Source organism: Parvibaculum sp. MBR-TMA-1.3b-4.2 (assembly GCF_053628815.1).
The window spans coordinates 2856549-2877045 of record NZ_JBRJHC010000001.1 but is presented as its reverse complement, the minus strand read 5'-3'; the positions used below and the strand labels follow the sequence as shown (position 1 = coordinate 2877045).

Here is a 20497-nt window from a genome sequence, read left to right as displayed (position 1 = left end):
TGGTAGGTCCAAAGAGGCGAAGCGATGCGTCGGCTTTTGTTCGGAATTGTGATGTGGCGGAATGTCGCAGTGCAGCAAAAACTGGCGGTTTACCAGCAGCTTAAATCGACGCTGTAGGGCGAGCCCGGCCTTTCCCGGGGATAAAGGACGCCTTTACTCGGCTGCCGGCTTCTTCACATCCCGCCCGTAAACGTCGTCGAAACGGACGATGTCGTCCTCGCCCAGATAGGAGCCCGACTGCACTTCGATAATGCTCAAGGGTTCCGTGCCGGGATTTTCGAGACGATGCCGAGTCTCGATCGGGATATAGGTGGATTCGTTCTCTTCGAGGAGGAAGGTGTCATCCCCCACGGTCACACGCGCCTGCCCCTTCACCACGACCCAGTGCTCGGCCCGCTTGTGATGAAGCTGCAGCGAAAGCGACGCGCCCGGATGCACCATCAGATGTTTCACCTGATGCCGGTCGCCCTCGTCGAGCCCTTCATAAAAGCCCCAGGGACGGTAAACCCGGGTGTGGCTCTGATGCTCGCTGCGCCCGTCCAGCGCAAGCTTCTCGACGATCTTCTTCACATCCTGCACACGATCGCGGGACGCAACCAGCGTCACGTCTCCCGTCTCGACCACGACGAGGTTTTCCACACCCAGCGTCGCCACAAGGCCGGATTCCGCCCGCACATAGGTGTCACGTGTATCATGCGTGATGACGTCGCCTGAAAGCACGTTGCCTGCCTGATCCTTGTTGCCGACCTCCCAAAGCGCCGACCAGGAACCGATATCGCTCCAGCCCATATCGACCGGCACCACGGCGGCATCCTTCGTGTGCTCCATCACGGCATAGTCGATGGAGTCCGACGGCGACGCACAGAAGGACGCTGCTTCGAGACGCAGGAAATCCAGATCCCTGGCGCCTTTTTCGACGGCGCTTTCCGCGCAGCGGGCGATCTCCGGGCATTGCGCCTGCATTTCATCGAGAATGCGATCCGCCCGGAACATGAAGATGCCCGAGTTCCAGGAATAGTTCCCGTCGGCCAGGTAGCTCTCCGCCGTTGCACGGTCGGGCTTCTCCACAAACCGCTCCACCTCGAAAGCGCCGTCGGCGAGCGCGCCGCCCTTGCGGATATAGCCATAGCCGGTTTCCGGCCCCGACGGCACGATACCGAAGGTGACAAGCTTGCCTTGACCGGCAAGTGCGGCGCCGATCCCGACCGCCCGCTGAAACGCTTCCACATCGGCAATGTGATGATCCGCCGGCAGGACCAGCAATATGCCTTCAGGGTCGTGGTCCCGCACAAAGGCCGCCGCGGCCGCCGCGGCGGGCGCCGTATTGCGCCCCTCCGGCTCCAGAATATGGGCAAGCGGCGTCAGCCCGGCATCATGCATCTGCTGGGCAATGATGAAGCGGTGCTCGTCATTTGAAATGATGATGGGGGCGGCAAAGCCTTCCCGCCCACTCACGCGGATCGCCGTCTCGGTCAGCATGGCGCGCTCCGAGACGAGCGGCAGCAGCTGCTTCGGGTAGAGGGCACGGGATGTGGGCCAGAGCCGCGATCCAACCCCGCCCGACAGAATTACCGGATAAATCATCTTCGTCCCCGTTCAGCGCCACTGTGTCGTCAATTGAGCCGCATCCTAGCGCGCCAACCCGATGTTTTCAGTAGCAATTTCATCCAAAGGTTAAGAGCTGCCTCTCCGGGGCAACGCGCCGTCGTTCAGCGGCGCCACGTCCCGCCGCGTCATCAAATCATCAAAACCGCGTTATGCCTGCGTCACAAGCGGGTGGAATAAGAAAATCAATGAAAACGCCCTTTTGATTGATTTTCTGAATGGTGGCCCGGTGCTTTCAACTGTCGATATCTCGGTCCGTTACGGCCCTGCTCGCCCCGCAGTGGACGGTGTCTCGCTGTCCTTCGCCGAAGGAAGCTTCTCTGTTCTCCTCGGGCCCTCCGGCGCCGGCAAGTCGTCTCTTCTGAGAGCGCTCAACGGTCTTGTCAAACCCAGCGACGGCCAGGTGCTTGTCGGCGACAAACCGCTTGTCTTCTCCGGCGCGGCGCTTCGCGCACATCGCCGCCGGACGGCCATGATCTTTCAGCAGCACCAGTTCGTGGGCCGCATCTCCGCGCTGGCCAACACACTCACCGGACGGCTGGGATATTACAGCAGCTGGCGCTCGCTCCTTCCGCTGCCCGCCGACGAAAAGCGTTTTGCGATGGACTGCCTTGAACGCGTCGGTCTCGGCGAGTTCGTTCTGAAGCGCGCCGATCAACTGAGCGGCGGACAGCAGCAACGTGTCGGCATTGCCCGCGCCCTTGCCCAGCGGCCTGAATTCCTGATCGCGGACGAACCGGTGGCAAGTCTCGACCCGGCCACCGCCCATCGCGTGCTGACCTTGCTGCGTACTGTGTGCAAGCAGGACGGCATCACCGCGCTTGTGAGCCTTCACCAGGTCGACCTCGCCCGCAAATTCGCCGACCGCGTCATCGGCATGCGCGACGGCAGGATTGTCTTCGATGGCACACCGCAGCAGCTCGACGCAGGCGCGCTCGACCAGATCTACGACCGGCAGGGGGCTCCCGGCGATCCGGACCTCGAAAGCACGGTCGAAGATGACTCCAGCTGGAACCCGATCCCACTCACGGCCTAACCAACAGGTAGCATGATGAAGAAGATTGCCACTTTCTGCGCATCGCTCGTTCTTGGCGCAAGCGCTCTCTTCGGTAGCGTATCGCACGCCGCCGAAGCCAATCCGGACACGCTCCGCGTCGCCCTTCTTCCCGACGAAGACGCGGCAACCATCATCAAGAAGAACCAGCCCCTGAAGGACTATCTTGAGGAAAAGCTGGGCAAGAAAGTCGAACTCGTCGTGACGACCGACTATTCCTCGATGATCGAGGCCATGCGCTTCGGACGCCTTGAACTCGGCTATTTCGGCCCGCTCTCCTATACGCTTGCCAAATCCAGGAGCGACATCGAGCCCTTCGCAGCCCGCCTCAAGGGCGGTTCCGCGACCTATCATTCCGTCCTTATCGGCAACACCGAAGCAGGCGTCACCTCCATCGACCAGGTCGCGGGCAAGGATGTCGCCTGGGGCGACACCGCCTCGACCTCAAGCCATCTCATTCCGAAGTCGATCCTGCGGGCCAATGGCCTCACCGAGAAAAAGGACTACCGGGAACATTTTCTCGGCGCGCATGACGCCGTCGCCGTCGCCGTGCAGAACGGCAAGGCCCAGGCCGGCGGGCTCAGCCAGCCGATCTTCCAGAGCCTCGTCAAGCGCGGGCTCATCGATGGAACCAAGGTCACGGTCCTGCAGGTCTCCAAGCCTTTCCCGCAATATCCCTGGACGATGCGCAGCGACCTCGCACCGGAACTCAAGGAAAAGATCCGCGCCGCCTTCCTCGACATGAAGGACAAGGAGGTCCTCAAGGCCTTCAAGGCCGACGGCTTCGCAGCAGTCAGCGATGCCGACTATGACGTCGTTCGCGATCTTCAGACGAAGCTCGGTCTTTGACCGGGCTGACTGTCCGGCGGGTCGCAATAGCCCGCCGGACCTTTCCTCAACGAGAGTGACGCGTCATGACACCGGCTACCCAACCCCTCATCGACTATGATGCCGTCCTGCGCGAAGAGACGCGTCAGGGACGTCGAAACCTGCTCGTTCTCGGCGTCATCGCTCTTTTCGTCGTGCTCAGCGCGCAGACCACCGGCATGTTGAACCTGACCCGGCTGATCGAAGCGCCCGAGGCGATCGGCATTCTGTTCATGGATATGATGCCGCCGAAATTCGCGAACTGGCGAGACTGGGTGAAGCCCTTCGTCGACACGATGGCAATGAGCATCGCCGGCACCGCCCTTGCCGTGATCTTCTCTCTGCCGCTGGGATTTCTCGCCGCTCGCAACACCACGCCCCATATCGCGGTCTATCGGCTGAGCCGTCTTCTGCTGAACGTGCTGCGCTCCATTCCCGAACTCATCATGGGCATCGTCTTCGTGGCCGCCGTGGGCTTCGGCCCGCTTCCCGGCGTCCTCGCCCTCGGTTTTCACTCGATCGGAATGGTGGCGAAGTTTTTCGCCGAAGCGATCGAGCATGTCGATCACCGTCCGATCGAGGCCGCTCAGGCCGCGGGCGCTTCACCGTTTCAGGTTATCCAGCACGCGATACTGCCACAGGTCTTTCCGCAGATCGCAGATGTGACGCTCTATCGCTGGGAATACAATTTCCGCGCCTCCACCGTGATGGGCATGGTCGGTGCCGGCGGCATCGGCCTTGAGCTGATGTCCTCCCTGCGCCTGATGCAATACCGGGAAGTCGCTGCGATCCTGCTCTCCATTCTCCTCCTCGTCACGATCGTCGACGGCGTCGGTGCGCGGCTACGCAAACGCCTGCACTAAAACCGCGAACTCCCCGTCGACCAAACGCACCCGGAAAACATGACCAAGAACAAACCGAAAATCGTCATCACCAACTGGATTCACGACGACATTCTGGCCGAGATCGAAGAGTTCGCTGTCTGCACCGCCAATCGGGACCGCACTACGCCCTGGTCCCGCGAAGACATCCTCGAACGCGGCGCCGACGCGGATGGCCTGCTCGCCTTCATGACCGACACAGTCGACGAAGCGCTGCTGCGGGAAATGCCGAACCTCAAAACGGTCTCCTGCGCTGTGCGGGGTTACGACAATTTCGACATCGACGCCTGCGTTCGGCGCGGCGTCACTGTCGCGCATGTGCCGGACCTTCTGCAGGGTCCGACGGCGGATCTGACGCTCGGTGCGATCATCGCGCTCACACGCCATATGCTGTCGGCGGACCGTTATGTGCGTTCCGGTAACTTTGAAGGCTGGCGACCACATTTCTACGGGCTGGGCCTTGCCGGCACGCCGGTCGGCATAATCGGCATGGGGGGCCTCGGCCGGGCCATAGCAAAGCGACTGCTCGCCTGCGAGGCGAATGTCATGTTCCATGACCGGCAGGTCGATCGGGTCCGGATCGATCCATGGGATACCTTTGAGGGCACCACACTCGACGAATTGCTGGGCGAAAGCCGCATCGTCATTCTCGCCCTTCCGCTCGTTCAGGAAACGCATCACCTGATCGACCGGGATGCCATCGCGAAGATGCAGCCGGGAACCTATCTGATCAATCCGGCACGCGGATCGGTCGCCGACGAACTCGCCATCGGCGATGCGCTTAAATCCGGCCGGCTCGCCGGGTACGCCGCCGATGTATTTGCGATGGAAGACTGGCGCCTCCCCGACCGCCCGCGCTCCATTCCGAGAGACCTGCTCGATGCGACCGACCGGACAGTCTTTACACCGCATCTCGGCTCAGCCGTCGACGAGGTCCGGCGCGACATCACGAAAGCGGCCGCCTACCACCTCGCCCAGTTTTTCCGCGGCGAAACGCCGGATGGCGCTATCGGCCGGGCAGCGGCATCGGCAGAGGCGGTCTAGGCGATGAACCTCAAGCATCTGGAAGCATTTCTGGCCGTAATTGATACCGGCAGCGTCGGCGGAGCGGCGGTAAAGCTTGGCCGCCCGCAGCCGACCTTGTCTCATCAGCTGCGCGCGCTGGAAGACGAACTGGGCACCCTTCTGATCGAGCGAGGCGGATCGGGCGGCCCGACGCTTGAAGGGCACACCCTCGTCCCGATTGCCCGACGCATGCTGGCGCTTGCCTCCGACGCCCGCAAGGCGCTCTCCGGTCTGAGCTGTCGAATAGCCGCCGCGAGCAATATCGGCACCTATATTCTTCAACCGCTGGCGCAGGACTATCGCGAGACCTGTGGTGGCAAGGCCCCGCTGGACATCTGGATCGGCCGCAATCCACAAGCAATCGAGCGCGTCGAAGACGGCCGATCCGACATTGCCCTGACCGAATGGTGGGACGACCGGCCCGGCTATATGGCGACGCCCTGGTACCGGGATCCGCTGGTGGCAATCGTCGCCCCCTCCCACCCCCTCGCAAAAAACGGTCGCATCACGCCCCGCCAACTGCTCAATGAGCGCATGATCGGCGGCGAAAGCGGCACCGGAACGGGGCGCATCCTGCGCGCGGCGCTGAAGTCGCTGGGCAATGATCTTGAAGTCGATGAAACGCTCGGCAGCACGGCGGCGGTCAAGGAAGCGGTAAAGGCAGGGGCGGGAATATCTGTGGTCGGCACCAGCGTCGTACGCGACGAACTTTCGTCGGGCCGCCTGGTCGCCCTGGCCCTGTCGGGGCGCACACTCGAGAAGACCTATTACGTGGTCCGGCGTCTCTCCGATATGGCGCCCGATCGGACCGAAGGCTTCGTCGACTTCATCACACGTCGGGTATAATCATCCCCGCATTGCGATTGGGATGACGGCAATTGCGCCGTACCGGCTCTTGTCCGCCCTCGCTATAAGTGCCAAAACTTTTGGGCTCGGTCTGTCAGGATCGAGTATCATTCGGCCGTTCACACCTCGAGTGCTGCAGGTTTAAACACGCAATGAACACGCCTTCTCCGCGCAAAGTCCGCAAAGTGGTTCTGCCCGTCGCCGGGCTCGGTACCCGCTTTCTTCCCGCCACCAAGGTCATTCCCAAGGAAATGCTGACCGTGGTCGACAAGCCGGTCATTCAGTATGCGGTGGAAGAGGCGGTCGAAGCAGGCATCGAACATTTCGTCTTCGTAACGGGACGCGGCAAGGGCGCCATCGAAGACCATTTCGACATGGCCTACGAACTTGAAGCGACGCTGAAGGCACGGGGCAAGACAGCGGCATTCGAGATGCTGGAAGGCAGCCGGCCCGTCGCGGGCGGCGCAAGCTTTGTCCGGCAGCAGGAACCACTGGGCCTGGGCCACGCTGTCTGGTGCGCGCGCGAACTGGTGGGCGACGAGCCCTTCGCAGTGACGCTTCCCGACATGCTGATCCATGGCCGGCCCGGCGCCCTGGCTCAGATGATCGAAACCTATAACGCCCGTGGCGGGAACATCATCGCGACGGAAGAGGTTCCCGAAAGCCATGTGGACCGCTACGGCATTCTGGCGCTCGGCGAGAGCTACGACGAAGACACGCACCGCATTACCGGCATGGTCGAAAAGCCGAAACTGGAAGACGCGCCCTCCAACCTCATCATTTCGGGCCGCTACATCCTGCAACCGGAAATCTTCGATAAGCTGGAGAAACAAGAACCCGGCGCCGGCGGCGAAATCCAGCTCACCGACAGCATGATCGCCCTCCTGAAAGAACAGGACTTCTTCGCCTACCGCTTCAAGGGCACGACCTATGATTGCGGCGACAAGGTCGGCTATCTCGCCGCCAACCTCGCTTATGCGCTGGATCGCGACGACATTGCGCCTGCCTTCAAGCCGATCCTACAGAGCTTCGCAGCAAAATAGGCCGGTCATCCTTCGCCCGTACCGGCACACAGATCCTAACTGTTCCGTCGGGACAGTCCGTCTTCCCAGGCCAGCGCGTGAGCCACGATCCCGTCGAGATCGTCATGGACAGGCTCCCAGGCAAGCCGCGCCTTGAGCAGCCCCGGATTAGCAACGACCTCCACAGCATCTCCCGAACGGCGAGGCACCTCGCGCGCATCGAGGCTGCGGCCGGAAACGCGTTCGACTGAAGACAAGACCTCGCGCACAGAATAGCCATGCCCGTAACCGCAATTGGCGATCAGGCTCTCGCCGCCGCCTCGCAGATAATCGAGCGCCCGACGATGCGCCATGACCAGGTCGCTGACATGGATGTAGTCGCGGATGCAGGTGCCATCCGGCGTCGGATAGTCGGTCCCGAAGATGTCGATATGATCGCGTTTGCCGAGCGCGGTCTCGCACGCCACCTTGATGAGATGCGTCGCATTGGCTGTCGATTGCCCCGTGCGCCCTTCCGGATCCGCGCCCGCCACATTGAAATAGCGCAGCGCCGCGAAACTCATCGGATGTGCCGCAGCCGCGTCCGACAGCATCCATTCGGTCATCAGCTTCGAACGCCCATAGGGAGATTCCGGGGCCAGCGGCACTCCTTCGGATACGGGCACGCTGGCCGGCGTCCCGTAGACGGCCGCGGTAGAGGAAAAGATGAAATGCTTCACGCCATGCGCAACGCATGCCGCGATCAGGTCGCGCGATTTGGCCGTATTGTTCAGATAATATTTTAGCGGGTTTTCAACCGATTCCGGCACGACGACCGACCCGGCAAAATGCACCACCGCCTCGATTTCATGTTCAGAAAAAAGGCGGGCCAGAAGGTCGGTATCCGCGATATCCCCGGTCACCAGCGTCGCCCGGGGCTGCACCGCCCAGTCGAAACCGGTTGAAAGATTGTCGAGGACAACCACCTCTTCGCCGGCCTGCAGAAAATCGATCACGGCATGGCTGCCGATATAACCGGCCCCGCCCGTCACAAGGATCGTCACCCCTGTCCCTCCATCGTCGTACTCAACATCATGACCCGTATTAGTGGAGAAGGTTTTCGGTGCGTTCCTTCTCAGAACGCATTGCGGGACAGGAACCCATAAAATGGCGTTAACATAAGGATCTTGATGTCGAACCAGAGCGACCAATTCTCGATATAGTGAAGGTCGTGTTCAACACGCTTGCGCATTTTCTCCGGCGTATCCGTTTCGCCGCGATAACCGTTGATCTGCGCCCAACCTGTAATGCCCGGCTTCATCTTGTGGCGACGCGCATAGCTCTCGAGCAGGCTGCCATAATACTCGTTATGTGCGATGGCATGGGGCCGCGGACCGACCAGCGACATCTCACCCTTCAGTACATTCATCAATTGCGGCAACTCGTCCAGGCTAGTCTTGCGAAGGAACCGGCCGATACGGGTCACACGCCGGTCGTCTCTCGTGGCCTGAGCGACCTTCGCGCCATCCTCCATCACCGTCATCGTCCGAAATTTGTAAACGGTGATAATTCGGTGGTTGAAACCGTGGCGCTTCTGGCGAAAGACCACCGGCCCCCGGCTATCGAGCTTTATCGCCAGGGCGATGAACAGCATGAGCGGACTGAAGACGAGAAGACAGGCAGCGCTCAGAACACGATCCTCGACCGCCTTGACGATTGGGCCCCAATCCGCCATAGGGCGGCGCTCCATCTCCATGACAGGCACGCCGCCGTAATTCAAAAGTCCCTTGGGATGGATATCGAAGATATCGGCACTCTGGCAGAAACGCAGATCCACCGGCAGAATCGAAAGCTGCTTCACCACCGAGGTGATATGCCTGCCCGTCGTCGTCGGCATAACGATCAGCACCTCGTCGAGCGGCATGGTCTGGGCAAGAGATATAAGATCGCTTAGCGAACCGGACGCTCCATTCTGCTGGGAAACAGCACCGGCACTCTCGTCGAAAACACCGACAACGGCGACGGCATCATCCGTTTCTTCCAGTCTGGGGATCATCTGCATGGCGATCTCGGCATCACCGAACAGGGCGACCCGACGGACGAAACGCCCCTGCGAGATCCAGAGCCTCAGAAGACGGGCCGCAAGATAGTGCATGCCCACGACACCCGCTGTCGCCATCGCCATCCAGAGCAGGAACCAGCCGCGGGAATAGGTCTCCGAAATCTTCAGCAGATAGCCGACGGCAACCACGACAAGCGCCGCCAGGGAAAGAGCTACAAGAATCCGGCGGACCTGCCCCTTGAACCAGCGCAGATTGTCGAACTCGTAGACGGATTGGCGGCGCAGAAAAATCTGGGCCAGCAAAGCCGCGAACACGCCGATAATGGCATAGGGCTCCATCTCGGCAGGCGTCCCCAGAATAGTCCCGATGTAGATCCACTTCGCACTAATGGCCGTCGTTATAATGACGAGCACATCTGCCACAGCGGTCAGATCGCCGAACACCTTTTTTGAGACAATAAAATTCTGGGCCGCTTCGGCCTTGCCGAACGACTTCCACGGGATGAAGCCGGGCCCGCTCTCTCCCGACGCTCGATCCGCGCTGCTCATCCAATTCCCCCTAGGGCAGCTTCATGACAAGGCTGCAGTCTTATCAGCAATATTGGTGCCCGGACTGGCCGACGACCCACAGTCAGGATGTGCCAGTGTGGCGCAATCTGTCCTGTTCAAGCGTTGATAGAAATCATGTTTGAACACTGATCATCGGCATTCAAGACCATTATCTATGCTGCCCGGGAGCAATATATCGTCGAATTTTGAAACCAAGATTTTCGTTACTAAATCCTGCCCAGATGCAGTGGGTCAACGCCGGATTGATCCAGATATAGAGACGATTTGGTGGTCTCCCGAAACCGGAAGCTGCGCGGACCATCCGGGACGGGAACGAACAGCCGCGCAAAAAACATTCGTTTCACTATTCTGAGGTGCCTCAGAGCTTAAAATAGCTGCGATACCAGCCGGCAAACTCGGTCAGCCCCTCGCGCAGCGTAACCTTGGGCGCGAAACCGAGGTCCGACTGAATGGCGTCGATATCGGCATAGGTCTGCTTCACGTCTCCGGGTTGCATGGGCTCATAATGGCGGTCCGCCTTGACGCCCAGAACGTCCTCCAGAATGTCGATGAACTTGTCGAGATTTTCCGGCTCGTTATGTCCGATATTGTAGACACGGTGCGGCGCGCCGGGGCCACCCGGCGGATGGTCGAGCGCGGCGACCGTGCCCGCGACAATGTCGTCGACATAAGTGAAGTCGCGCCACATATCGCCATCGTTAAAGACACGGATCGGCTTGCCCGCCAGCATGGCCTCGGTGAAGAGCCAATAAGCCATGTCCGGCCGGCCCCACGGCCCGTAGACGGTGAAGAAACGCAGGCCCGTCTGGGGGATGCCGTAAAGATGGGCATATGCGTGGCTCATCAGCTCATCGGCCTTCTTCGTGGCCGCGTAAAGCGACACCGGATGATCGACCGGATCTGTTTCGCTGAAAGGCACTTTCTGATTGCCGCCGTACACAGAGCTGGACGAGGCATAGACGAGATGATCGACCGTGCCCAGATGACGGCACAGTTCCAGGATTTCGAGATGACCGTCCAGATTGGACCGGACATAGGCTCGGGGATTCTCGAGCGAGTAACGCACCCCAGCCTGTGCGGCGAGATGAGCCACCTTGTCGATCCGTCGCCCCTGCACTGCCTCCGCCAGGCTCTCCGTGCTGGAAATATCGCCTTTGAGGAACGAAAACCCGTTCCGGGGCCGCAGCCGCTCCAGCCGGGCCTCCTTCAGCCTGGGATCGTAATAATCATTGAGATCATCGATGCCGATGACCTCGTCCCCGCGATCGAGAAGGTAGTGGCAAAGATAGCTGCCGATAAAGCCAGCGGCGCCAGTCACCAGTATCGTCATATGGCCCTCTCAAATATTGCCGGGGACGTTAACCCGCCCGTAGATGATGCAAAAACGCAACCGGATGCAAGTCGGTTCGTTCAACGCTTCATTTGAAAGTCCGCAGGCGGTATGAACAGATAATCTCTTTCGAGTAGCAGCATCGAGGCAGAAGCATGCGTGTAGCGATGATTGGGTCTGGTTATGTCGGTCTTGTGTCAGGGGCCTGTTTTGCCGATTTCGGCCATACCGTGATCTGCGTGGACAAGAACGCCGAAAAGATCGACGCTCTCAACAAAGGCGAGATCCCGATTTACGAGCCTGGACTGGATGTTCTGGTTAACGGCAACCGCTTCGCAGGCCGCCTCTCCTTCACCACCGACTTTACGGAAGCCGTGAAGGACGCCGATGCCGTCTTTATCGCCGTCGGCACCCCGACGCGTCGCGGCGACGGCCATGCGGACCTTTCCTATGTCTATGCCGCTGCTGAGGAAATCGCGCATGCCATGACCGGTTACACGGTCATCGTCACCAAATCGACCGTTCCCGTCGGCACCGCCGACGAGGTGGAAGCCATCATCCGCAAGGCGGCACCGGAGGGAGACTTTTCCGTCGCCTCCAATCCGGAATTCCTGCGGGAGGGAGCGGCCATCGACGACTTCAAGCGTCCCGACCGCGTAGTGGTTGGCGTGGAGGACGACCGCGCCAAGGAAGTGCTGCGCGCCCTCTATCGCCCTCTTTTCCTGAACGAGACACCCATCGTCTTCACCAATCGCCGCACCTCGGAACTGATCAAATATGCCGCCAACGCATTTCTGGCGACCAAGATCACCTTCATCAACGAGATGGCCGATATCTGCGAGAAGACAGGCGCCAATGTGCAGGACGTGGCTCGCGGCATCGGTCTCGACCGGCGTATCGGTTCCAAGTTCCTGCATGCAGGCCCCGGCTATGGCGGCTCATGCTTTCCAAAGGACACGCTGGCGCTGGTCCGGACGGCCCAGCAATTCCAGGCACCAACCCGGATCGTCGAAGCCGTCGTCGAGGTCAATGCCGAGCGCAAGAAGAACATGGTCGACAAGATCGAGAACGCCTGCGGCGGCTCCGTGAAGGGCAAAACCATCGGCATTCTGGGCCTGACCTTCAAGCCCGAGACAGACGATATGCGCGATGCCCCGTCGCTCGACATCGTACCCGGCCTGATCGAACGCGGCGCCACCGTAAAGGCGCACGACCCGCAAGGCGTCAAGGAAGCAAAGCACCTGTTGCCCGACAGCGTCGTCTATTGCGACAATCCGTATGATACAGCGAAGGATGCCAGCGCCATCGTCATCGTCACCGAGTGGAACGAATATCGCGCGCTCGACCTCGACCGGTTGGCACGCGATACCAAGGATCCCATCATGGTAGACCTTCGCAACATCTACGACGTCCGCGAAGTCGAAAAAGCCGGCCTCAGCTATGTCGGCGTCGGCCGGTAGAACTCACCCGATCATCCAACCGGAACTCACCCAGGCATGACCGTTACCTACACCAACGAGGCGGCACCATTTTCCGGCGCATCGATCCCGCGCAAGGGATCCGCTGTCGAACAATGGGTGATGTTCCTGTTTGGCATAGCCTGCACCACGATGTTCCTGGATTTCGAATTCGATGCAGGCGGCGTGCGCATTCGAATATTCGATATCATTCTGTTGATGCTTGTCGCCGTCTACGCGATATCGACGCTCCTCTCCCGGCGAACCGGCCGTGTGCCGGGATTCGACTTCCTGCTCGTCTATCTCGCCTATGTGGTCTATTGCGCCGCGAATGCACTTGTTCTCGCATCCTTCAAGGTCATGGTGATCGAGACGGCACAGGCGATGAGCTTCGCTGCCTTCTTCTGGCTGCTGACCGATCTGCTGAGAGACGAAAACAGGACCAAATCATTCATCGCAGGATTTCTGATCGGCCTTTGGGCGATATCTGTCGGCAATGCCGCTTACTTTCTGGCGCAGGGTCAGGTCTATGGATTCAAGGGCACGGGTCCGCAAAAACTGTCTCACGCCTATAGCCTGATAGCGACGATCGTACTGGCATCCTATGTCGACAAGCGTCACAGACCCTTTCTTCTTTTTCTAATATTGCTTGCGGCAGTACTCACGCTGATTTCCGGCGAACGCAAAGGCTGGATCGCCGTTGCAACCGCTTTCGTCGCCATCGCGGCAATCTCCGATACAGGCCGCCTGAAAGTGGGCAATATCGCCCAACGCGCTGTCTTGTTGCTGGCGCTGGTCATTCCGGCCATGTTGCTCACCGAGAGCAGTACCGGCCAGAATTATCTTTCAAAGCAATTCGACAGCACCGTTTCCGCTTTCGAGAAGAGCCTGAACCCGGCATATAATCCCATTACGGATGTCCAGGAAACTCTCTCCAACAGGGCCCGCGTTTATATTTCGGGTCTGGCCTCGGATATCGTTTCGTCGCACCCCGCTTTCGGGATCGGCATCGACAATTTCGTTCCCTACATCAAACAGAAAACGATGGGCCTGCCGAGTTGGCTGGCACATGGCGTTCACAACGAATATCTCCGCATCGCCGCGGAAACAGGGCTTGTGGGCCTAGCGCTTTATCTGGCTGGTATCATGATGATCCTGCGCCGGGTCATCATCGGGGTGAGGTCTATGGCCTATCTGGACAATCACCTGAAGTTCCGCCTCCGCATGGGCATAGCGCTTCTCGTCTTCGGCCTTGTCATCAACATGTTCCGGGCAACCAGCGGCGGCAACGCACTGATGCTCTTCCTGCCGGCGGCATTGATTTATTTCCCTGCAATCGTACTGCGGATGCCGGACGGCACGCTCAGACTTGCTTCCCGGTCGAAGCTGGAAGCAGGTCGTTCCGCCGAAGTATCCGCCAGCTGACACTCAAAGAACCGAGGACCTTATGCTTCCCAACTTCCTGATCATCGGCGGGGAAAAGTGCGGCACCACATGGCTGTATGACGTTCTCAAACGGCATCCCGACATCTATCTGCCGGACACGAAGGAACTTGCCTATTTCAACCGTCGGGACTCCAACCTGATTGAGACCGACAATTTCGCCCGGATGAACGCCGGCTGGTACGAGAAATTCTTCGAGGATGCAGGAACGGAGACAGCATCAGGCGACATTTCGCCGATGTATCTCTGCGACGACCTCGCCCCTCAGAGAATTGCGGACACGGTCCCCGCCGCGAAACTCATCGTCACGTTGCGCGACCCGGTGGACCGGGCCGTATCGCACTACTGGATGGCTCATAACAAAAGGCATATTCCGACCGACCTTGAGCTGGAGGATGTCGTCGCCCGCCGTCATGAAGCCATCGTGCAGCGAGGGCTCTATGGCGAGCAGCTGGAACGCTATTTCTCCCTGTTTCCGAGAGACAGGATTCTGGTTCTCACCTTCGAGGAAATGATGTCCGACCGGGCCGGAACGATCGCAGAGATATGCCGTTTCATCGGCGTGGATCCCTCTCAAATGCCAAGTGAGGGGCTGGATGAGGCCGTCTTCGCCTCGACCGCATATCGCGCACCCTGGCTTCATAATGCCTCGGTTGCAGCCGCCACCGCCCTCAGGGCGACACCCGGTCTTTCATGGATTGCCAAATCCTTGAAGAGGAGCGGCTTCAACGACAAGGTCAAATCGATCAACGCCAAGGGGTTTTCAAAGCCGCCTCTGCCGGACGCGCTACGCGCCGACCTTCGTGCCTACTATGCAAAAGACCGGGAGAAACTCGAGACGCTTCTCGGCCGGAAGATAGAGGCCTGGCCAAGATAATCGGAACGAAGCCATTTCCGTTCTTTCAACCTTTTCCCGATTGAAAACGCCGCCCTATTCCCGCCCTGCATAGGTCAGCTCCGCCGTGCGTCGCCACGAAAACGTCCGGGCATGCTCGATGCAGCCACGGGCAATCGCGCTGTCATCGGCGTCCCTCCATGCTGCAAATTTCGTCATCGCCTCAGCCACGCCGTGCGATGTGGCGCTGGAAGCAAGCATGCCAGTTTGCCCTTCGCTGATTACCTCGGGAATGCCCCCTTCCCGCGTCGCAATCGACGGGCAGCCTTGCGCAGCCGCCTCAAGAAGCACCAGACCGAAACCCTCCACCTTGCCGGGCAAGGGAAGCGCGCAAAGCAGATGCAGCCAGGCAATGGAATAAAGCCGTCGAAGGTCCGCACCGGAAATTCTGCCGACGAGGCGAACATCTACGCCCGAATTCGCCGCACTTTTTCGAATCTCCGCTTCGTAATCGGGATCGATGGTCGGCCCGACAATCACATAGACCGGCGGGGGGCGCCCGGCCTCCCCGGCGAATTCTGCAATGGCGTCGATAGCCAGAACATGTCCTTTGCGGGGCTCAAGCCGCCCGACCGTGCAGATAATTCTCGCATCCCGAGGCAATGCGGCAAGCTCGGCATTCTCGAAATCGGCGGCGGGGTCCTCGAACCAATCCGGGCCGACACCCAGCGGGATCGCTTCGCACCGCGCCCCCGACGGAAAATTACGGTCGTAGATGGCTTTCGTGTGAACGGAGTTGGAAACCACCTTGTCGGCTAGCCTGAAGATGATCCAGGCCGGTATCTTGGCCATCGACCAGCCGGCGAACTTCGCTACGTCACTCCCGTGAACCATGACGATGTAGTGCCTGCCGAAAAGAAGCCGTGCGCATAAGGCGATTACGCCCGCCCTTATGTCGGCGGCATGAACCAGTGTGCCCCGAGGGCTCCGCCAAATCTGGCGCAATGCCCGCCAAAGCCCCCCAAGCGTGAACTTGTGATGATCGAGCAGCCGATGGACCGAGAGAGCATCATCGGTCTCATCCGCATAGCGCGGCACGATCAGCTCCACCGGCCCCTTGCGGACTGCTTCCCGCGCGAGGTTTTCCACATAGCTCGCAATGCCGCCGGCAAAGGGCGGAAACTCGAATGTCACGATACAAAGATGGGAAGAGATCCTGATGCTGTTTTCCGATTTCACGGCCAATACAGCCCTCATCAAGGTTGCGGCGGCAAATCATGTACATTGCCGACCGCCGCGCGGCCGCCCCGTCTCGGACCGCCGCCGGAGGTGGAAACGCCAGCATATACGTCCTGAATGCGGTCCACCATCGTTCGCGCATCCCATTCGGAGAGGTCGAGCGCGGCACTTGCCCGCGCGAAAGCGTCACGCCGAGCCGCATCGCTCACAAGATTCTCGACCTTCTGCGAAAACGCCGCGAAATCCTGTTCGGACACGACATACCCGTTCTCACCCTCGCGCACGATCCGCTCTATACCCGGAAGATGGGTCGCCACGATGGGCTTGCCCGCCAGCGCATATTGAACCAGCGAGCGCGGCAGACCTTCGCGCTCGGACCCGAAAACGCACAAATCGCATGCGGCAATTGCATTGGCTATGTCGTTCCGGAAGCCGCAGAGATGAACCTGCCGCTCCAGGCCCGCTTGCGAGATCATGCTTTCAAGAACAGGCCGTTCCGGCCCCTCTCCGGCCAGAACCAGATGCGCATGGGGATGGGCCCGGAGCACCGGTATCAGCGACTGCACGAGCTCCCGGTGGCGCTTGCGCCGTTCCAGCACGGCGACATAGCCGATCAGCACCTCATCCTCGCCCGTGCGCAGAGCCTGCAAATCATCGGCGGGCGCCGCATGCCGGAACCCTTCCACATCCATGCCGCTGAAGATCACGTGGTGATTGGCCTCGCTGCCCAGCGCATAAGCAAGGCACAAATCCCTCATCCCTTCGCTGACATCGATGAAGGCATCCGTGCGGAGCGCCGCGGCCTTTTCGAGAGCGACATATAGAAAGCGCTTCGGCCATCGCTCGCCGGTAAACGGAAGAATATGGACGCCATGAATGACCTTCGCCGACGGTACGCAAAGCGCCGCCATCCGGCCGACGATCCCCGCCTTGCTCGTATGCGTGTGGACGATGTCGGGCCGGATACGGCGGAAAATCTTGGCCAGGGCGCCCAAAGCGCGGATGTCCCGCAGAGGATCGACTTCCCGGACAAGCGTGGGAAGAGGAACGACCTTTACGCGCTCATCCGTCATTTCCAGCATGCGCTCGGAAGAGGCCGCGCCGTGGACCAGCCAGACCTCGTGCCCCATTTCCGCCTGCCTGTTGCAGGTCAGCGCCGTGTTCTCGTCGGCACCGCCGCTTACGAACCGCGTAATGATATGAACAATGCGCAAGCTGGCGTCCCAGATATTATACGTGGTACCCGGAGAAGACGACCTGCCTCACGACAAGATCATGCTCCGAGTGAAATGAGAACTTGCCCGCTCGTTGTCTGTCAACCAGACGCCATCGCGCCGCTCATACGGAAACATGATAGCCGAGCACCGGCTTGAAATGCTCAAAAAGCGGCTCGCCGATGTTCTTTTCGGGATAGAAGTAGTTGGACAGCGCGATCCGCGTTCCCTCCCGGAGCGGGCGGCCTCGGTGGATGCCGGTCGTATCGGCAAGCACCAGCGAACCGGCGGTGCCGCAAACCACCCTGTGGCGGTCGGGCTCGTCGGCGATCATGCTCTCGACGACACTATCCTCGACCCGGCTCGAATGAAGCGGAATATCATGGCGGAAATGATCGCGAAATTTCGCGGCAAGGCCATGGGAACGCTTGATATATTCGAAGGGCCCGTTTTCCTCTTCGACATCCGTCAGATAAACGATCGCCTTGAACTGGTTGAAGAAGGAGTCGCGATGCCACCCATCGCCGGACCCCAGATTGCTTTCCGAATACTGGATACGGTTACCCAGCGTGAAAGCGGGCCTTGCTCCCTCGCCGAGGAAACACTTCGCCATCTCGTTGAGGCGTGTGTCATCGGTAAAGCGGCGCACGGAGGGGGCCGCCTTCTCCGCCCCGAAGACGCGCCAGTCGGCCCCGTTGGAGCATTTCTGAACGGCTTCGGGATAGCGGTCGAAGAGGGTCACGAAATCTTCACGGATCTCGGCGCATTCATCGGGGGTAAAGAAACCCGGAACGACGCAAATGCCCTCGCGCCGGACTTCCTCCAGCCAGCCATTGGCTTGGGCGGATCCGGTTTGCGATGGAGCTGGATGAACAAGCTGGCGCGCTGCGAGCGCCCGCTTTCCAATTCGGAGTGTATCGACCAGAAGCATAGCTTTCTCCTACACCAATGAAGTGTTGCAGCAACCCCGAGGTTTGTCGATTTTAGATCAATACCGACATCTTGGCTGGTGGAATTCCCAATTGCGGCAATTGGTAGCGAACATTAGGCTCTGACGCCATGGCGGGAACAATCCGTTAATGCTCCGGAATCGGATAAACCCTCCTGAGAGCACGTCTCGCGAGCCGAAGAAGCACCGGATTGCATGGCTTCGCCACTTTGGACCCGATGCCGGAAAGATGTCTTCCTATCGAAGCGTAGAATGTCGACCAACCCACCGATTTGCCGGGTTGAGCGGGTCATGCAGGAGTTGGTTTGGAACAGGGGTCTCGATTGAGCGGTAGCAATGAAACGGCCGGGCATACCGCCAAGCTCTATTCCGGGAAACGAGCCGTTTCCAACGCGCTCGCGGCCGCCGCCGTTAACCCTCTGATCCTCCTGATCGGGCTGGTCCGGTTCGGCATCCTCATCCGCCTCCTTCCGCTAGACACCTATGGCGTATTCCTGCTGCTTTCCTCGATCGTCATGCAGTTCGACTATCTGGACGGCGGGTTGAGGCAGAGCCTTCAGCGTTACATCCCCCAATTCATGGTTCAGGACCGCCGCGCAGACGTTGCCCGCGCCGTGACCGCAACGCTGGCGACCATGATGGGCTTCGGCCTGCTGGCCGGATTGGGCGTCGCTCTTTTCACCTATGTCGGCGGCGCTGGCATCTTTGCGGACAACACCGAGGTTCCCGGCCTTGAAGGCGGGCTTTACCTCGCCGCCGCCGCGCTGTTCCTGTCCTGGCCGCTCACGACGTTCCGGGCCGCCATCGAGGGCTTCAACAGGTTCAACGAAGCGACACTCTCGCGCCTGGCCGCAGAGATCGTGCGCACGATTGCCGTCGTCGCAGGCGCGCTGGCAGGCTGGGGAGTCGAGTGGCTTTTCATCCTGGCCACGCTTCCGGTCATCTGTCAGCAGCTGTTCCTGGCCTTCAGGGCCCAGCAACTCCTCGGCACCTCGATCATCAGGATCGACGGCGGAATGCGCCGTGTCTTCAGGGAAATATTTCACTACAGCAAATGGATGGCGATCGGGCAGATCGGCAGCACCCTGAATAACTCCATGGACAAGCTGATTGTTGGCGCCGCGCTCGGCGTAGGCGCCGTGCCCATCTATTTTGGATTGCGCCAGATTCTCAGCGCTTCATCCTCTCTCTCCGTCACATTCAACCGGATTGTCCTGCCGACCGCGAGCCACCGCATGTCCAGCGGAGGCGTCAAGGAAATGCACAACCTCGTCCTGAAGGGAACCAGGGCGCAAATGTCCTTCTTTACCCCCTTTGTGACGCTGATCACCCTGTTCGCCACGCCGATCCTGTCGATCTGGGCCGGCCAGGACTACGCCGCCTATGCGCCGGCCTTGCAGATCGGCCTGCTTCTGTTCCTGTTCAATGCGGCACCGAAAGTGCTCGCCCGGGCAGCCGCGGCTATCGACGAACAGATACGTTTCCTGACCCTTTTCAACCTCTCTGTCGCTGCCGCGAGCAGTGTGCTCATATATGTTCTCGGTACGAATTTCGGTGTGTCGGGCGCATTCCTTGCCATTCCGATCAGCGCCATGCTCGTCAATCCGGTTTGGTACACGCGTATCCTGCGCGCTGTTGGGATTCCCTTCAGGACCTATGTGCTGGACGGCATCCTGGCCGGCGCGTGGCCGGCACTGGCCGTTTTGGCCCTGTCCGTCCCGCTGCTCCCCTGGATCTCCGGCCTTGGCGACATTCCGACCGTCGCGGCGGTGGGGCTGGTATGGGCGGCGATCACCTTTCTGTCGTCCTTCATGTTCGGCCTCAGCCGGGAACACCGGCGGCGTTTGTGGGAAGCCGTACTCTCGGCCTTCGCCAGCCTGACACGAAAAGGCCTCGAGCCGCGATGACCGGACCCGTTGCCGCCGACGCCACCTGCAAAGACGCAACGGATCCGGAACTGCCGCGGAAATCCGCCGGTAACGGATCAGATTTGAACAATTTCAATTGAAGCGGCATCGCAAATTGTTGCAGAGTTTCAATATACTGCCGTCGTTTGAAGCCGCCATGCCGCAGCGGGAA

17 protein-coding genes are annotated in these 20497 nt (G+C 60.1%); 10 read left to right on the top strand and 7 right to left on the bottom strand.

Annotation, left to right across the window (positions count from 1 at the left end):
• Nucleotides 1-153 precede the first annotated feature (153 nt).
• Nucleotides 154-1584, bottom strand: a complete 1431-nt coding sequence (locus tag ACSSVQ_RS13755) for a mannose-1-phosphate guanylyltransferase/mannose-6-phosphate isomerase (RefSeq protein WP_454183930.1) — start codon at nt 1582-1584, stop codon at nt 154-156.
• A gap of 250 nt (nt 1585-1834) precedes the next feature.
• Between ACSSVQ_RS13755 and phnC the strand changes: the two genes are divergently transcribed.
• The 6 genes from phnC to galU all read left to right on the top strand — a co-directional run bounded on the left by phnC (nt 1835) and on the right by galU (nt 7361).
• On the top strand, nt 1835-2641 hold the full coding sequence (gene phnC / locus ACSSVQ_RS13750) for a phosphonate ABC transporter ATP-binding protein (RefSeq protein ID WP_454183928.1): 807 nt from the start codon (nt 1835-1837) through the stop codon (nt 2639-2641).
• A gap of 15 nt (nt 2642-2656) precedes the next feature.
• Entirely contained in the window at nt 2657-3508 is an 852-nt protein-coding gene (phnD, locus tag ACSSVQ_RS13745; RefSeq protein WP_454184698.1) for a phosphate/phosphite/phosphonate ABC transporter substrate-binding protein, read from the top strand.
• Between the two features lie 65 nt (nt 3509-3573).
• Nucleotides 3574-4389: a phosphonate ABC transporter, permease protein PhnE gene (gene phnE / locus ACSSVQ_RS13740; protein WP_454183926.1), complete on the top strand. Its 816-nt coding sequence runs from the start codon at nt 3574-3576 to the stop codon at nt 4387-4389.
• Between the two features lie 39 nt (nt 4390-4428).
• The gene (locus ACSSVQ_RS13735) at nt 4429-5451 is read left to right on the top strand and encodes an NAD(P)-dependent oxidoreductase (RefSeq protein WP_454183924.1); all 1023 of its coding nucleotides are present in this window, start codon (nt 4429-4431) and stop codon (nt 5449-5451) included.
• Between the two features lie 3 nt (nt 5452-5454).
• Nucleotides 5455-6318 (top strand): LysR family transcriptional regulator, encoded by an 864-nt coding sequence (locus tag ACSSVQ_RS13730; RefSeq protein ID WP_454183922.1) that lies wholly within the window; start codon nt 5455-5457, stop codon nt 6316-6318.
• 152 nt (nt 6319-6470) lie between these two features.
• Nucleotides 6471-7361: a UTP--glucose-1-phosphate uridylyltransferase GalU gene (gene galU, locus ACSSVQ_RS13725; protein WP_454183920.1), complete on the top strand. Its 891-nt coding sequence runs from the start codon at nt 6471-6473 to the stop codon at nt 7359-7361.
• A gap of 35 nt (nt 7362-7396) precedes the next feature.
• Here the strand turns inward: galU and galE are convergent, their stop codons facing one another.
• The 3 genes from galE to ACSSVQ_RS13710 form a co-directional block, all read right to left on the bottom strand.
• Nucleotides 7397-8383 (bottom strand): UDP-glucose 4-epimerase GalE, encoded by a 987-nt coding sequence (gene galE, locus ACSSVQ_RS13720; RefSeq protein WP_454183918.1) that lies wholly within the window; start codon nt 8381-8383, stop codon nt 7397-7399.
• 71 nt (nt 8384-8454) lie between these two features.
• Entirely contained in the window at nt 8455-9930 is a 1476-nt protein-coding gene (locus ACSSVQ_RS13715) for an undecaprenyl-phosphate glucose phosphotransferase (RefSeq protein ID WP_454183916.1), read from the bottom strand.
• 379 nt (nt 9931-10309) lie between these two features.
• Complete coding sequence (locus tag ACSSVQ_RS13710) at nt 10310-11281, bottom strand: NAD-dependent epimerase/dehydratase family protein (protein ID WP_454183914.1); 972 nt, start codon at nt 11279-11281, stop codon at nt 10310-10312.
• A gap of 155 nt (nt 11282-11436) precedes the next feature.
• Here ACSSVQ_RS13710 and ACSSVQ_RS13705 point away from each other — a divergent pair, with 155 nt between their 5' ends.
• From ACSSVQ_RS13705 to ACSSVQ_RS13695, 3 genes are read left to right on the top strand one after another with little or no spacing between them, the layout of a single operon-like run.
• Complete coding sequence (locus ACSSVQ_RS13705; protein WP_454183912.1) at nt 11437-12741, top strand: UDP-glucose dehydrogenase family protein; 1305 nt, start codon at nt 11437-11439, stop codon at nt 12739-12741.
• Nucleotides 12742-12777: 36 nt separating this feature from the next.
• Nucleotides 12778-14163 (top strand): O-antigen ligase family protein, encoded by a 1386-nt coding sequence (locus ACSSVQ_RS13700; protein WP_454183910.1) that lies wholly within the window; start codon nt 12778-12780, stop codon nt 14161-14163.
• Between the two features lie 22 nt (nt 14164-14185).
• Nucleotides 14186-15058: a sulfotransferase domain-containing protein gene (locus ACSSVQ_RS13695; protein ID WP_454183908.1), complete on the top strand. Its 873-nt coding sequence runs from the start codon at nt 14186-14188 to the stop codon at nt 15056-15058.
• A gap of 54 nt (nt 15059-15112) precedes the next feature.
• Here ACSSVQ_RS13695 and ACSSVQ_RS13690 read toward each other — a convergent pair whose 3' ends face one another.
• The 3 genes from ACSSVQ_RS13690 to ACSSVQ_RS13680 all read right to left on the bottom strand — a co-directional run bounded on the left by ACSSVQ_RS13690 (nt 15113) and on the right by ACSSVQ_RS13680 (nt 18400).
• Nucleotides 15113-16255 carry a glycosyltransferase family 4 protein gene (locus tag ACSSVQ_RS13690; protein ID WP_454184697.1) on the bottom strand — a complete coding sequence of 381 codons (1143 nt, stop codon included), beginning with the start codon at nt 16253-16255 and terminating at the stop codon, nt 15113-15115.
• A 17-nt stretch (nt 16256-16272) separates the two neighbouring features.
• A complete protein-coding gene (locus tag ACSSVQ_RS13685) occupies nt 16273-17469 on the bottom strand; it encodes a glycosyltransferase family 4 protein (RefSeq protein ID WP_454183906.1) in 1197 nt (398 codons plus the stop codon).
• 124 nt (nt 17470-17593) lie between these two features.
• On the bottom strand, nt 17594-18400 hold the full coding sequence (locus ACSSVQ_RS13680; protein ID WP_454183904.1) for a phytanoyl-CoA dioxygenase family protein: 807 nt from the start codon (nt 18398-18400) through the stop codon (nt 17594-17596).
• Between the two features lie 341 nt (nt 18401-18741).
• Between ACSSVQ_RS13680 and ACSSVQ_RS13675 the strand changes: the two genes are divergently transcribed.
• Nucleotides 18742-20325: a lipopolysaccharide biosynthesis protein gene (locus ACSSVQ_RS13675; RefSeq protein WP_454183902.1), complete on the top strand. Its 1584-nt coding sequence runs from the start codon at nt 18742-18744 to the stop codon at nt 20323-20325.
• The last annotated feature ends 172 nt before the right edge of the window (nt 20326-20497 follow it).